Below are 13,893 nucleotides of genomic sequence, written 5' to 3'. Positions count from 1 at the left end.
ATCGACACAGGCACCGCGTCAGGCAGCATCGAAGCGCTTATCGATTGCCACACGATGCCTGCAACGCACTCAGACACAAGTGATGCTTGATGAGGCGACGAGACCAGGCTTCTGAATGTTCATGAGTCCTCAAAGCGCGTCTGGCGAAGCCGACGCACAATAGTTGCAATTGCAATTCATGAGTCGCATCATGCCCGGACGATCATCGCCTGCCCAGCGATACAGATGCCCCGCGACGCCCCGACACATCCTGCCGGGTACGGCGAAGCCTGCCCGATCGCCCGGCATGCTGATCACTGGAAGGACACCGCTCACTTCCCGAAGAGGATCATCCATGACCACCCAGCTCTACGGTTTCTGGCGCTCGAACGCTGCCTTCCGCGTTCGTGTGGCGCTTGCCCTGAAGAACATCCCCTGCGAAGAAATCGAAGTCGATATCCTCTCCGGGCGGCAGTTCGATCCGGAGTATGCAGCGCTCAATGCGGAACATGTCGTGCCCACTTTCATCCACAACGGCCATCGCCTGTTCCAGTCAATGGCGATCATGGAGTACCTCGACGAGATTCATCCGGAGCCAAGACTGCTTCCCGACAACCCCGAGGAACGTGCCTATGCACGCTCACTGGCGCTCGTCTCCGTCGCGGATGCCCACCCCCTCGTCGTGCCGCGCGTGCGCAATCATCTCGCCCATGCATTCAATGCAGACAACGCCGCGATTGTGGCGTGGTGCAGGCACTGGGCCGCCGAAGGGCTCGCCACGTATGAACGCCTGCTCGGGCATCGTCCTGCGTCGCCCTTTGCACTGGGCGACGCACCAGGTATCGCCGATATATGCATCGCCGGGCAGATCATCACTGCCGAGCTTTATGACCTCGATATCACGGACTACCCGCAAGTCACGACGCTCACGGCACGCTGCTTCGAGCTGCCCGAGTTCCGTGATGCCCATCCGTCCCGACGTCCGGGGTATGTGCGGTGACATTGGCTTCCCTGACGTGAGGCTACCCGAGGCGTCTTGGCGGTGAGCTGATGTCGGCTATCGGCATGATCGCCGGTGAAGGCAAACCGCTGGAGGCTGCTCTTCAGGCACTTCATCTGGAGCCCTCAGACGCGAACACTTTCAGGGCGTTGCTGAATGAGCGTCTTGATTCCATGCAGCCGTACAACACCGCGCGGTATCGGTTATCGGAGGAGCGTACGCTCCAGTGGATAGAAGCCGGGCGGCCTCGGTAGCCCATCAACGCCAAATCGCCAGCCTGGTCGGCGAGACGCAAGGACGGGAACCCCGGTTTCCTTAACCTTTAATAGCAACCGGCCCTATTAAAGGTTAGGGCGCTAACCTTTAATAAGCCTCGACCTTATTAAGGATTGCTGCTTAGCACCGATCTTGACGCCGGCCGCGATAGACAAGCGTGACCGCGTCTTTCATGCCATGCAAATTCTGAAGTGATTGAAACCACCTTAAAAGGCCAAAGAGGACATCCGCCTTTTCGCGAGTTCCGCAGTCACATTCGCTTTTGAGAAAAAAAAACACAGCCTCGTTACTCCGAGGCTGTGTTTTTGTTTACAAATCACGTTGAAGCGAGTAGGCCTCAGAACGGTTGTGTACACTTTGCGGAGAATCGGAATCATCTCAATTTAGAGAACGTACCTTGATATGAAGCAAGAAATGGCCGCATCCAAGATATGTCATTCTCAACGATGCTAGCTTGAATGGTATAAAACCACCAATTCAAAACCAATCTTGCTTCCTTTCTCACCACATTTCCGTCTTGGCCCAGTCGCTGCAAAGAGGCTACGGCGCGCATTTCCAAATCGGCCTATAAGTCGTAAGCCATGTTTGCCAAGCGATCGCGCTCCTGCGCTTTCACCTGAGTTGCATCCAGCCTCATCGGCCTGGCGTACGTGGCTTCACGAGGACTTTCTTGAATCTGGCAAATTCCGCCCATCCCCCGCGGGCGTAAAATAAGCTGACGTAATGTGCTCTAGACGAAGACATCCATGTCACAGCGGAGACGCCGTGAAGCACGCTAATTTTATATCGACCTGGAGCTCGTCGGTAGCGCTGCGGATTGCTCCATCCCATCGGGAGGATAGATGTCGAACGAGAGATCCAGTCCGAGGCCTGCGACCTCGAGAAGTAGAGAAGAGGTAAGGATGTCTCCACTGCTGCCGGACAGGAACCATCCGATAAAAAGCTCTGCCCGGCCTCCGTTCACCTTGATCTCAGTAAAAAGGTTTTGTGCATGCGCCAGTCGAGCGATGCATTCCTTGATAGATTCGGACAGCCAGCGATTGTCGTTCTTGACCAGGGGGAATACGGCGAAAGACTCGCTGTAGACCCCATCCAGGGGAGTACCTTTCGGTGTCTGTCTCGGCTTGCCCTTGTTGTGGGTTACGGACGCTTCGAGTCCGACGCCAGAGAGCATTGCCTCGGCGCCAACAGCTTCACTGAACAGCCGAAGGCTAATTGAGCACTTGTCGGTCACGGCAGGAAATCTTTGTAGTTTCCATGGTTGACGGCGTTCCCTTCGTGATCGCCGGTGATGACATCCCCGTTCGGTGCAATGCCCGTCCAATCAGGGGGGACATCGGAGCGGCAGCGTAGCCGTAAGTTGAGACCCCGCCATTCAGGCCGATCGGGTCGCTCTGCATGTACCGCCCCGTCGCCGCTTCATAGTCCCGATTGACGTTGTAGTTCAACCCACTCTTGGCATCGAAGTACTGGCCGGGTTACCACATGAGGACTGATGTTCCCGCTTGACTCAGTTCCGCAACCTCCACCGTGACCCTGGATTCTTCATCCAGAGGTATTGTTATCCGCCCAAAAGTACCGAAGTCAATATTCAGTGCTATATCTAAAACTTCTTCCGCGAACGTAACATCTCGGCCGATGAAGGCGCAAAGGCGATCACGAAAATTGGAGATAATTGGTTCCCCTGTAGTGGCAATAGGCAATGAGTAAACTGTCAGACGGCTGTCATCGAAGTGGAATTGAAAATAATCCATTACAAACGTGACTGCGGAGAGTTGCCGGCCTACAAGAGATTTATTGAGAATGTCATTAGTTGTCGACATGTTTATCGCTCGATATGTCTGAGAGGCGAGTTGTTAGGGAGTGTACGCCCTGTCAGGGGGTCAATCCCCTGTTCCGAGCTGTTCTGATAAACCCCATAACCATTTGGATACTGATACTTTCCACTCGTCACTGGATCCATCATACGTAAGGTATCGACAGCCGGGCTAAAACCTGGGCCGCCGCTGCCGCCGGTATATTGGTAGCCCTTTCCGTTTGGTGTAGGAGTCGGCCCGCTAGCGCCTCGCGGAACAGGGAAGGTGCGGCCACCCGAAGTGACGATAAAGTCGGGCGCGGATGGACCTGCTGACATGGATGCCACAGGAGGCTGCAGTTCTGGCCGTACACATTCGCCCTGCGGTCCCCATTCTCCCGTATCGGGACGGGGAACATTCGCTTGACCAGGGATCGGCGCACCTTCCCGAGCCTCTTCATCAAGGCGTTCGATCTCTTCATTGATTTCCGGAATGCTCTCGGGAAGATTTTCTTCGGGTGGACCGCCCCAAGTCTGAAGCCCCCAAGGATCAGATGCTCCCATGGGAGAGCTTCTGACGTAGCCATAGGTGCTGACACCGCCCTTTAAACCGATCGGATCGCTCTGAAGATAGCGTCCGCTGGCTGCCTCGTAATCACGGCGGACGTTGTAGATCAGTCCACTCTCGGCATCAAAATATTGCCCCGGGAACCGCAAGTTGAGCACGTACCCAACAGCCGAGGTGGGTGCTGCCTCTCCGAACGGGTTACCGGCATAGGGCCATTGCCAGAGCACGGTGCCCGTGGTGTCGGTCACCGCCCGCGGCGTGCCCAGCCCATCGGCATGGATAAAAGCCAACGATGCTGTGGTGCCATTCCGATCAACGATGCCCACGGGCAGGTCGCCTAGCCAGACGTAGTCACGAGTGGCCGTCCCTGTCGATTCGGACAGCAGCTGGCTGGCTTCGTTGTAGTCAAACCGTGTGGTGGTCGTGCCCGCCACCTTCTGCACTCGTTGGCCCAGGGCGTTGAGCACATAGATACCGACGGTGGTGCCGTCTTTCTGAATCGAAGTCAGCCGATTGCGTTGGTTGTAGCTGAACGTATACGCCCCGGAGGCCAGTACGCTCGACGTGGTGTTGCCCCGTGCGTCGACTTGGCGCGTTGTCGTGCCGATGGCTGTGAGATGGTGCGTGCCGGTGGCATAGCCGTAGGTGCCGGTGAGAATACCGGGTCCGGCTTTGGTCAGGCGATCGCCTGTCTTGTTGTACGTGTATGCCTCAATCGCGGCGCCTGCCGGGTTCGTTACGCCGGTCAGGCGGTAGAGCGGATCGTAGCTATACGTCTCGGTGGCCGTGGGTACGCCACTGCTGCTACCGATGGCCGTGATGTGGCCGAGCACGTCCCGCTTGAGGTGGAGCGAGAATGCTGCGCCGGTGATGTCGGTCAGCGCTCCGGAGACGTCGCGCGTTAAAGTCACCGTCTGCCCGTCACCGAGCGTGTAGGAAGCGATCGGCCCGAACGAATGGTAAACGACGTTGCTGACGATAGTCGCTGCCGTGCCACCCGGCGGTGTGGCTGTGACGGTGGTGATGTTGCCGATGCTGTCGCGGGTATAGGCAATAAGGGTCCCGTTCGGCGTGGTCACCGAATTGAGGCGGTTGCCGCGCGTCCAGGTATAGGTGGTTGTCCTGGTCGTAGTGCCGACGGTTTGCTGTTTCCGAACGACATTGCCGCGTGCGTCGTAGCAGAAGACGATGCTGCCGTTGCTTTCTACGATGCGAGTCAGATGACCTCTGCCGAAGCCGCCGAGGCAGCCAGTGACCGAGTCTGCCTCATCGTACTTGTATTGCACGTTGAGCGTCGTATCGGCATAGCTCGTCGAGAGGGGACGATTGTTGACATCGTACGTTGATGTGCTGCTGTTGTTGATGGCATCGGTGGACGTGATCAGGTTGCCAGCGGCATCGAACGCGCGGGCTGTCGTGCCTGTGTCCGGGCTTTCCAGGCCGGTGACATTACCCAGGGGGTCGATGTCATAGGTGGTGTTCAACCCGTCCGGGTCGCTGAAACCGACGACTCGGTCGAGTGCATCGAACGAGGTGACCGACTGGGTGTCTTTCGTGGTGGTGTCAGTGCCCTGATAGTTACGGAGCGTACTGACCAGCCGGTTGAGCCCATCAAACACCTGCTTGCGCTGGATGCCAAGGCCATCCTGGCTGTGGGCAAGGTTGCCGTTAGCGTCATAGCTGTCGGCGTAGGTCGCAGAAAACACCGTACGACTAAGACCGTCGGTGATCGCCGTGAGCTGGCCAAGCGTGTTAAAGCTCTGTGAGGTGGTACGCACCACGGTGCCGGCCGCCGTGATGACCTCCTCCTTCGTTCGATGGCCTGCGGCGTCCAGCGTGTAGTGGTAACGGCGCCCCTGACCATCGGTCACATCGGTCAGGCGGTGAGCCGCATCGTAGGTGTAGGTTGTGGTGACCTGATCCGGGTCAGTGACCTGATGAACGGTGCCGTCCGGGTTATAAGTGATGGTAGTCGCCGCGTCGCTGGCCGACGGCGTGCCCGATGCCTGCGCACGAACCGTGGTCGTCGCCAGCCAGCCTCGTGGGGTGTACGTGTAGTCGGTCAGCACCCCGTTAGGAGCCTTGACGCGGGTGGGTCGCCCATTTTTGTCGTAGCTCACGAAGGTGGTGACGAGCCCTGCGCCATCCGTGACGGCGTTCAGGTCACCCGGACGATGGCAGGCGCCACCCAGGGTGGCACAGCCCGATTCGTCGCCTTGCGGGTACCAGGCGTAGGTCAGGGTGTCGCTCACGTCGGTGCGCGGGCCGTCGACCGTGAGCAGCAGGCCGAGAAGCGGGCAGGTAGTCGACACGCTCTCGCAGTAGGTAAGGCTCGTACGACGGACCCCGGTGGGCACGGTGCCAGTGGCAGCACAGGTGTAGGAGGGGGCCTTTACGGGGTCGATGAGGCATTGGGCCGTCGTCTGGCCCCGGCTGTTGAATGCCCAGCCCTCCTTTTGGATGAGGTTGCCCGAGGCGTCTTTGACGGTGCGAAGCAAGGGCACGCGCAGTACGGTGTTCCACGTGGTGTCGATGGTGCGTTGGTCAGCTGAACCTTTCGCGTCGATCTCCTGCGTGGGCAGGCCATTAGCGTCATAGGTCATCGCCCGGACGCTGCCGTTGAAGTCGGTGTAGCTCGCCGGCCTGGAGTTGACGTCATAGGTGCGGGAGGCATACGGCTGGCCGCATTCACCGCACGGCTTATCGATGGTGGCCACCCGGAACAGGCCCTGGACGGTGGCATAGCCCTGGTGGGAGACACCGCCGAGGGGGTAGGTCACGTCGGAGGAGCCGTCGACGTTGTAGACGATCGCCACCCGCCCATTGCCTCCGGAGAATTGAGTCGAAGTCGCTCGACCGGTGCTGTCGAACGCGGTGTCCTCAAAACGCACGCCGTTCTCGTCAACAAGGCCGGTCATGGCCGACGGCAAGCTCTTACCGCCGGTGAGGGGCGACTCGTTGTAGACGTACTGGCGCGTCTTGCTGTCGGGGTATTGGACCGACGTCAGATTCCCGGTGGTGTCGTACCCGTAGACGAACGCGCCACCGTCGGGAAGCGTGAGTTGGTGGACGCGGGCGTTGGCATCATAGGTAAACGACAGGGCGCGTCCGTCCGGGGCGGTCACGGTCAGTAGGAGCCCCGGCTTGGGCGCGACCGCCGGATCGGTCAGTGTGTCGCTGTAGGTGAGTGTGGCGGTCTGGCCTGTCTGGTCCTGGACGGTCAGCAAGGCCCCATCGGGGTTGTACGTTTCCGTGTGGCGGAGGGCCGCCACCCAGAGCGAGTAGCCCGTCGTCGCCCCCTGGGCATCGATCGACTCGGTGAGAATGTCGGGGTTGTTGACCGTGGTGGTCCAGGCGTTGGTGCCAGACTTGCGAAAGGTCTCGCGCAGGCCGCTCGGCCGGGTGGCAGTGATGACGAACGAGCCCGAATTGCCCGTGAGGCGGGTCAGGCTGCGGTTGAACGAATGGCTCCAGTGCGTACCCATCGCGCTTCCCGGCGCCGAAGGATGACTGTTGTAGAAGCGACGGAATCGCAGCCAGTCGCTGGCGGTGTAGTCGTCCTCCTGAACGTACTTGTTACCGGTGGCCGTGTTGATGGGGTCCCCGGCCGACGGGGTACCGGTATCTGGCACGCCCTTGCCTGATTCGCAACTGGGGGCGTCGCCGCCCCCCGAGCCCGTACCGCCACCGCCACCATTGCTGCCCTCGCCGCCGTCACAGCCCGCGCCTTCGCCGTTGTTCTGAGCGGCGTCGAAGCTGTACTGGGTGGCAAAGACGCCATTGCCGCCGCTGCAGGGCGACTGGAGCAGCATGCCGGCGACGGCGCCATCCTCGCGGGGCGGGTCGTAGAAGGTCGGCGTATAGCCGCAATCGAAACCGGGCCAGACGCGTTGCCAATCGGCCCACCAGTGGTCAACGGCTTCCCCCACGGAATCGAAGGGGCCATTGTCGGCGTAGCCTTGGTGGAAATATGGGGCATCCCAGTAAACCCCTGTTCCGTCTGAAGGAGCAGCAGCGATGTTGAGCCTGTGGACAATCTGCGTCGCTGACGCCGATGCCTGGGCCGCTGGAGGGCGCGTGCTGCTTGATGACGCAGGACCGTCGCTTGGAGAGGCATGGGCAACGGATGAGAGCAGCAAGGCGAACAGCATCGCAAGGCCGTGGCAGACGCGTTTCATCGGACAGCTTCCCTGAGGTGTGCCGCAGGCGTCGGGCCGGGCATCAGGGGAAAGGTGCACTTTTAGGCAAGGGGTGTCTGTAGGGGAAATCTGACAGCCATCAAAAGTGCGACGCTCGTCAAGAAACGTGGATGGAGGTGTAAGCCGCCTCCCTAACATTCCGCTTTCCGACCGACGCATGTTCAGTCTATGTCACCCCGCTTTCTTGACGATGGTGCGGCGAGTGCACCACGACGAGGCAGAGCACAACGCTCGACCGTTTGGAGGGCATCCTCCACTCATGAGAGGTTGACATGCAGATCATTATTGAGGCCGTCAAGGCGGGTTGAGCTCCTTTGCACGCGGTTGTCCTGGGTACCAAGGCGAAGCCACGCCTCACCATGTGCCCCAGGAACGCAACCGATCAAGGCATGCGTACCCGACGTCGTTAGCGTAGGTTTCGGAGGAGAGGGCGTGCCGGCTGGAGGGTGGGCAACAGTCTGGCCAGTTACCTTTCGGCCGGGAACAGAAAAAGTCCCCGGAAGTTCACCAACCCCTCCTGTACCGGCGCGATATGGCGAAGATGCTCCGGCTCACGTACATGGCGCTGGTTATAGATGCCAGCAGATGCTTTGCTTCGGTGATCGTTGATGAACGCGCGTACCTCCTGTTGTCCACGTACGCGGGCGTTGTGTTCATCCACACGCTTGGACAACATGTAATTGAAGTGATGTCGAAAGGAATGCGGGTGGATATCGACGAACGCGGGATCGAGCGAACGCATCTTCGCCATAATTTGGCTTCCCAATGCAGTCTGAGAGAGGGGCTGACCGAAAGTCACTCCCTTTTTGTGCGAGACAAGCAAGAATCCATGCTCACGTACGACCGGGGTCTTCGAGTGGTGATTGAGGAAGTAGTCTTGGATCTGGGATGCCAGCTCCATCGGTATCGGTAGCGGGCGCTCCTTTGTTTTCGCTACAGGCTGATGGCGACGAGGGTCCGCCACATCATCGTGGTTGCGCCGCACCCAAACAATCGGTTCGTGCCCCACGTCGATATCGCTGTAACAAAGGCTTAGAAGCTCGCCACGGCGCATCCCCGTATGGCGCAATAGGCCAAACAGAATCGCGTTGTGCAAGCCAACTCCAGGGTTCCGGAAGGGGTTTCCCGGGTGATCGACGGCAACGATATCCATGAAACGCTCGACCAGATCGGATGGAGGTGATTTGGCATGCGGATCGTCATCCAAGCTTCGGGAAAGGCCGCGAGGACGATGCTTACGGATCAATTCCACCATGCGCTCGATCTGAGCGGCATCCTGCGCTGAACCTTTGTGTTGCGTGACGACTGCCACGACAAAGGCTAGATAGTCAGCCATGGTGGTTAGTCGGTTGTACTGCTGGGGGCCACCTACGGCAGCACACGGCACCGATTGAGCTGTTCGCCCCTCAAGAAGCATCCCCCCGCGCCGACAGCTACGACCAACTGCTTTATCTGCCTCTCCAGCTTCACGCATGTCCCTTTGCACGAAGTCGCGGAGCGACGCGATGTCAGCCACCGTTAGAAATCGACTGCTGCGAAAGTCAGCCACGAGGTCACGCTTTCGAGCATCCTGCCACCTAGTAGAACGGCGATATGCGCGAGCTTGTTCTTGATCGTGTTTGCCGGAGCTCTCGCGTTTCGAAGCTACGAAGTAACAAATAACGTTGGATAGAACAGAGGGCAGCCCCGGCTATCCAATAGGAATAGCGCTCGCTCGCCGCTTGCAAGAACACGAACCGCGATGTGATACACGACGCGTACTCGTTCTCTACTGTTCCAGGATGTGTAGCATTTCAAGCCATCGTTCTCAATCATCAGATCCATCGAAAAAGAAAAAGCCCTTGCAAGAGCAAGGGCTTTTCAAATCTAAATCAACATTTCAAGATATGTGTTGTCTAGAACGGAATATCGTCGTCATCAAACCCTTCATTGACCGGCGGTGCAGACCGCTGCGGTTGATTGCCACCACGCTGCTGGCCGTAATCGCCGCCGCCCTGGCCGCCACCGAAGTTGCCGCCACCACCGCCGCCGCGCTGGTTGCCGCCGCCGCTCCAGTTGTTGCCGCCACCGCCGGCACCGCCGCCGAAGTTGCCGCCGCCCTGCTGGCCGCCGCGCGACTGCTGCGGGCGCGAGGCGCCCTGGCCGCCGCCGAAGCCGCCGCCACCTTCACCACCACCGCCCTGGCCGCCGAGCATCTGCATCTCGTTGGCGACGATGTCGGTGCTGAAGCGCTCGACGCCGTCCTTGTCGGTGTACTTGTCGGTGCGCAGCGAACCTTCGATGTAGACCTGACGGCCCTTCTTCAGGTACTCGCCGGCGATCTCCGCCAGCTTGCCGAACAGCTTGACGCGATGCCATTCGGTGCGGTCCTGGCGTTCGCCGCTCTGCTTGTCGGTCCAGCTTTCGGACGTGGCGATGCGCAGCGAGGTGATCGCCGTGCCGCTGCCGGTGTAACGGACTTCGGGGTCCGCGCCGAGGTTGCCGACGATGATGACCTTGTTGATGCCGCGTGCCATGGAATTCCCTCGTAATACGTGTCTTTGGCCCCGTGGCCCGTGGCCGGGGGCGCTGCCGATGTCCCGCGAACGCCCTTGGGCGGCGAACAGGTCGGACCGTGTAGTTTGGGCGATGCCCGGCTCCGGATCAAACAGGTTTCGCCCGGCCGTTGGCGTGGGCGGCTTCCCGGCCTAGCCCAGCGCCTGCGCGGCCGCGCCAGCGATGCGCCGGGTGCCCCACAGGGCCAGCGGCAGCCAGGCCAGGGTGGCGATGGCGGCGGCCACGAACACGCCCTGCACGCCAAGCTGGCCCAGCGCCACGCCGCCCAGGGCGCCGCCCACGAAGGCGCCGAAGAACTGGCTCGACGAGTAGGCGCCCATGGCCGCACCACGTAAAGGCGCGGGGGCCAGGCGGGAGACGAGGCTGGGTAGCGCCGCCTCCAGCAGGTTGAAGGCGGAGAAGAACAGCGTGGCGGCGGCGCCCAGGAAGACGATGTGGCTGGCGGTGACGGCCATGCCAGCCAGGGCCACGCCCAGGGCGAGGACGCAGGCCACGATCATCCGCATGCTCTGCCCCACTTCGCGCATGCGCGGCAGCAGGCCGCCCATCACCAGCGCGGCGACCAGCATCACCGGAAGGTAGAGCATCCACTGGTCGGAGACCGCGAGCTTCCAGGTGTCGGTGAGCAGGATGGGCAGGCCCACGAAGCTGGCCGTGAGCAAGGCATGCAGGAAAAACACCGAGCCGTTGAGCAGCAACATCTGCGGGTCGAGGAACATCACCCGCAGGTCGCGCCAGGTGCTCCCGCCGCTGGCGCGCTGGATCTCCGGCGCGGGCACCACGAACCACAGCAGGATCATGGCCAGCAGGGCCAACACGGAGGTAAGGCCGAACAGGCCACCGAGGCCGGAGACGGCTTCCAGCGGCGGGCCGAGCACCAGCGCCAGCAGGAAGGACATGCCGATGGAGACGCCGATGATGCCCATGGCCTTGCTGCGACGGTCTTCACGCGTGAGGTCGGCCACCAGCGCGCTGCCGGCACCGGCCACGGCGCCCATGCCTTGCAGGGCCCGGCCCAGGGCAATGCCGGTCAGGGTGTGCGAGCAGGCGGCCACGATGCCACCGACGGCGAAGACGAGCAGGCCCAGGGTGATGGCCGGCTTGCGGCCGATGCGGTCGGAGAGCAGGCCCAGCGGCACCTGCAGGCACATCTGGCCGATGCCGTAGACGCCCAGGGCCACGCCGATCAGCCACGGCGTGGCATCAGGCATGCTGCGCGCATAAACGGAAAAGACGGGCAGGATGAGGAACAGGCCGAACAGGCGGAGGCTGATCACCGCAGCCAGTGTGATGGCGCTACGCAGTTCGAGGGGGCTGAGTTTGCTCACCGAAGGGTTCCGGAGACGGCGCACCAGGGCGACAACGGACTTCGATTATACGGATCGTCGGCCAGTGAACCGTCCCGGCACGGGCTCATGCCTATAATGTGGGCTGATTTGCCGCACACACCATAACGGGCACCATGCACTCCCTCGCCGAAAGCCAGACCACCCTCGATTTCGCAGGCGTCCGCGCCCTCGCCGCCGACGACATGGCGCAGGTCGACGCCCTGATCCGCAGCCGCCTGGCGTCCGACGTGGTGCTGATCAACCGCATCGCCGACCACATCATCGCCGGTGGCGGCAAGCGCCTGCGCCCCATGCTCCATGTGCTCGCGGCCGGCGCCGCCGGCTACCAGGGCAAGGAGCACGCGAAGCTCGCCGCCATCATCGAGTTCATCCACACCTCCACGCTGCTGCACGACGACGTGGTGGACGAATCCGACATGCGTCGCGGCCGCAAGACGGCCAATGCCCTGTGGGGCAATGCGGCGAGCGTGCTGGTGGGTGACTTCCTCTATTCGCGGTCGTTCCAGCTGATGGTTGAGCTGGACGATATGCGGATCATGCGCATTTTGGCGGATACCACCAACACCATCGCCGAGGGCGAGGTGTTGCAGTTGCTCAATATCGGCAATGCCGACGTGGATGAAGCCGCCTATCTGGCCGTGATCGAGCGCAAGACGGCCGTGCTCTTCGCAGCCGCCACCGAGCTGGGTGGCGTGCTTGGGGGGCTGGACGATACGCAGACGGCGGCGCTTCGTCGCTACGGCATGGAGCTGGGTTATGCCTTCCAGATTGCCGACGACCTGCTCGATTACGTGTCGGATGCGGAGACACTGGGCAAGAACATCGGTGACGACCTGGCCGAGGGCAAGCCGACGCTGCCGCTCATTTATGCGATGCAGTCGGCGGATGCCGAGCAGCTGAAGTCGCTGCGTCATGCGATCGAGCATGGCGGGCTGGATTCGCTGGACCGGATCGTGGCGTCCATTCGCGATTCGGGTGCGCTTGAGCGCACTCACGAGAAGGCCACGGCGCACGCGCGTGCGGCCAAGGATGCGCTGTCGGTGTTGCCGGCTTCGGCGCATCGGGATGCATTGCTGGCGCTGGCCGATTATTCGGTGGAGCGGCGGTTCTGATCGATGGGGAAGCGGCTGGGTTTTTCGCTTCTCTCGCTTTGTGGGTTAATCGCGGATGTGATCTGCCTGCGCTTCTTCGCTTCGTTGGCTGTCGCGCGCGAGGCGCGCTCCTACATGGGCCTCGTTGCCTTGTAGGAGCGCGCCTTGCGCGCGACCGATGACCCAACATGCCGCACGATACCGCGCCCTGCGCGCGACCACTCTCTCAATGCTTCGCGGCAAACGCCTCGTCCAGCCACGCGCGCATCGCGCCATACGCCCGCTTGGCCGTCTTGCCGTTGTAACGACAGTTACCTGTCGTATCGGTAGCTTCTTTTTCCGTAAAGCAATGCACCGTGTTGCCGAAATCGGCGGACACCCAGTCGGCCTTTGCCGTGGTCATTTCCTTCTCGAATGCCTGGCGCTGCTCCGGCGGCACGCCCTGGTCGTCCGCGCCATTGAGCGCCAGCACGGCGGCATGAATATCACTGGGCAGCTTGTCGTCGGTGCTTAGCAGGCCGTGGAAACTCACCACCGCGGCGATATCGGCACCGGTACGCGCAAGGTCGAGCACGGCCGAGCCACCAAAGCAGAAACCGATGGCCGCAAGCTTCGTCGAATCGATGGGTGCGTTCTTTTCCTGGGCCTTCAGTTCCTGCAAGGCACGCGTCACGTGATCACGCATGATCTTGCGATCTGCGTACAGCGGTTTCACGGCTTCACCCGCTTCGTCGGCGTTCTTCGGACGCACTTTCTCGCCATACATGTCGGTAAGCAGGATGACGTAGTCCTTGCCGGCGATGTCTTTGGCCTTGGCGATGGCGTTGTCGTTCACGCCGAACCAGTTCGGCACCATGACGAGGCCGGGGCGTTTGGTTTTCACGGCATCGTCGTAGACGAGAAAGCTCTTGTAGGTGACGCCCTGCTCCGTCCACTGGACGGGCTTGGCGACGACTTCGGCCTGCACGCTGCCGGCGCAGCCGAGCAGCAGTAGGGATAAGGCGAGCAACGAAAGGCGCATCGGTAAACCTCCCTGGGAAGAGGCCCGAGTGTAGGAGCGCGCCTCGCGCGCGACCAGCG

9 protein-coding genes and 1 pseudogene are annotated in these 13,893 nt (G+C 61.2%); 2 read left to right on the top strand and 8 right to left on the bottom strand.

All coding sequences use genetic code 11. From position 1 onward, the window contains the following. Positions 1 to 334 precede the first annotated feature (334 nt). Positions 335 to 979 carry a maleylacetoacetate isomerase gene (maiA, locus tag HBF25_RS08160; RefSeq protein WP_166947379.1) on the top strand — a complete coding sequence of 215 codons (645 nt, stop codon included), beginning with the start codon at positions 335 to 337 and terminating at the stop codon, positions 977 to 979. A gap of 1,057 nt (positions 980 to 2,036) precedes the next feature. Here the strand turns inward: maiA and HBF25_RS08155 are convergent. The 7 genes and pseudogenes from HBF25_RS08155 to HBF25_RS08125 form a co-directional block, all read right to left on the bottom strand. Further along, positions 2,037 to 2,489 (bottom strand): hypothetical protein, encoded by a 453-nt coding sequence (locus HBF25_RS08155; RefSeq protein ID WP_166947378.1) that lies wholly within the window; start codon positions 2,487 to 2,489, stop codon positions 2,037 to 2,039. Beyond that, a pseudogene (locus HBF25_RS08150) lies at positions 2,467 to 2,733 on the bottom strand (RHS repeat-associated core domain-containing protein); the annotation flags it as partial. The gene HBF25_RS08155 and the pseudogene HBF25_RS08150, both read right to left, overlap by 23 nt. Continuing rightward, positions 2,734 to 3,078 (bottom strand): hypothetical protein, encoded by a 345-nt coding sequence (locus HBF25_RS08145; protein WP_166947376.1) that lies wholly within the window; start codon positions 3,076 to 3,078, stop codon positions 2,734 to 2,736. It abuts the pseudogene before it with no gap. 2 nt (positions 3,079 to 3,080) lie between these two features. Beyond that, positions 3,081 to 7,796, bottom strand: a complete 4,716-nt coding sequence (locus HBF25_RS08140; protein ID WP_166947375.1) for an RHS repeat-associated core domain-containing protein — start codon at positions 7,794 to 7,796, stop codon at positions 3,081 to 3,083. A 487-nt stretch (positions 7,797 to 8,283) separates the two neighbouring features. Beyond that, positions 8,284 to 9,153: a site-specific integrase gene (locus HBF25_RS08135; RefSeq protein ID WP_166947374.1), complete on the bottom strand. Its 870-nt coding sequence runs from the start codon at positions 9,151 to 9,153 to the stop codon at positions 8,284 to 8,286. Between the two features lie 559 nt (positions 9,154 to 9,712). Beyond that, positions 9,713 to 10,333: a single-stranded DNA-binding protein gene (ssb, locus tag HBF25_RS08130; RefSeq protein ID WP_166947373.1), complete on the bottom strand. Its 621-nt coding sequence runs from the start codon at positions 10,331 to 10,333 to the stop codon at positions 9,713 to 9,715. Between the two features lie 171 nt (positions 10,334 to 10,504). After that, positions 10,505 to 11,701 (bottom strand): MFS transporter, encoded by a 1,197-nt coding sequence (locus HBF25_RS08125; RefSeq protein WP_166947372.1) that lies wholly within the window; start codon positions 11,699 to 11,701, stop codon positions 10,505 to 10,507. Positions 11,702 to 11,835: 134 nt separating this feature from the next. Between HBF25_RS08125 and HBF25_RS08120 the strand changes: the two genes are divergently transcribed. Beyond that, positions 11,836 to 12,834 (top strand): polyprenyl synthetase family protein, encoded by a 999-nt coding sequence (locus HBF25_RS08120; protein ID WP_166947371.1) that lies wholly within the window; start codon positions 11,836 to 11,838, stop codon positions 12,832 to 12,834. Positions 12,835 to 13,039: 205 nt separating this feature from the next. Here the strand turns inward: HBF25_RS08120 and HBF25_RS08115 are convergent, their stop codons facing one another. Next, positions 13,040 to 13,834 (bottom strand): dienelactone hydrolase family protein, encoded by a 795-nt coding sequence (locus HBF25_RS08115; protein WP_166947370.1) that lies wholly within the window; start codon positions 13,832 to 13,834, stop codon positions 13,040 to 13,042. Between the last annotated feature and the right edge of the window lie 59 nt (positions 13,835 to 13,893).

This window comes from Luteibacter anthropi, assembly GCF_011759365.1.
Lineage (GTDB): Bacteria > Pseudomonadota > Gammaproteobacteria > Xanthomonadales > Rhodanobacteraceae > Luteibacter > Luteibacter anthropi.
This window is presented reverse-complemented; position numbering and strand designations above follow the sequence as displayed.

Bases quoted from the DNA above. Each gene is read 5' to 3' on its own strand.
- ssb (WP_166947373.1), bottom strand. From the start codon at position 10,333: ATGGCACGCGGCATCAACAAGGTCATCATCGTCGGCAACCTCGGCGCG.
- HBF25_RS08135 (WP_166947374.1), bottom strand. From the start codon at position 9,153: ATGGCTGACTATCTAGCCTTTGTCGTGGCAGTCGTCACGCAACACAAA.
- maiA (WP_166947379.1), top strand. From the start codon at position 335: ATGACCACCCAGCTCTACGGTTTCTGGCGCTCGAACGCTGCCTTCCGC.
- HBF25_RS08140 (WP_166947375.1), bottom strand. From the start codon at position 7,796: ATGAAACGCGTCTGCCACGGCCTTGCGATGCTGTTCGCCTTGCTGCTC.
- HBF25_RS08145 (WP_166947376.1), bottom strand. From the start codon at position 3,078: ATGTCGACAACTAATGACATTCTCAATAAATCTCTTGTAGGCCGGCAA.
- HBF25_RS08120 (WP_166947371.1), top strand. From the start codon at position 11,836: ATGCACTCCCTCGCCGAAAGCCAGACCACCCTCGATTTCGCAGGCGTC.
- HBF25_RS08115 (WP_166947370.1), bottom strand. From the start codon at position 13,834: ATGCGCCTTTCGTTGCTCGCCTTATCCCTACTGCTGCTCGGCTGCGCC.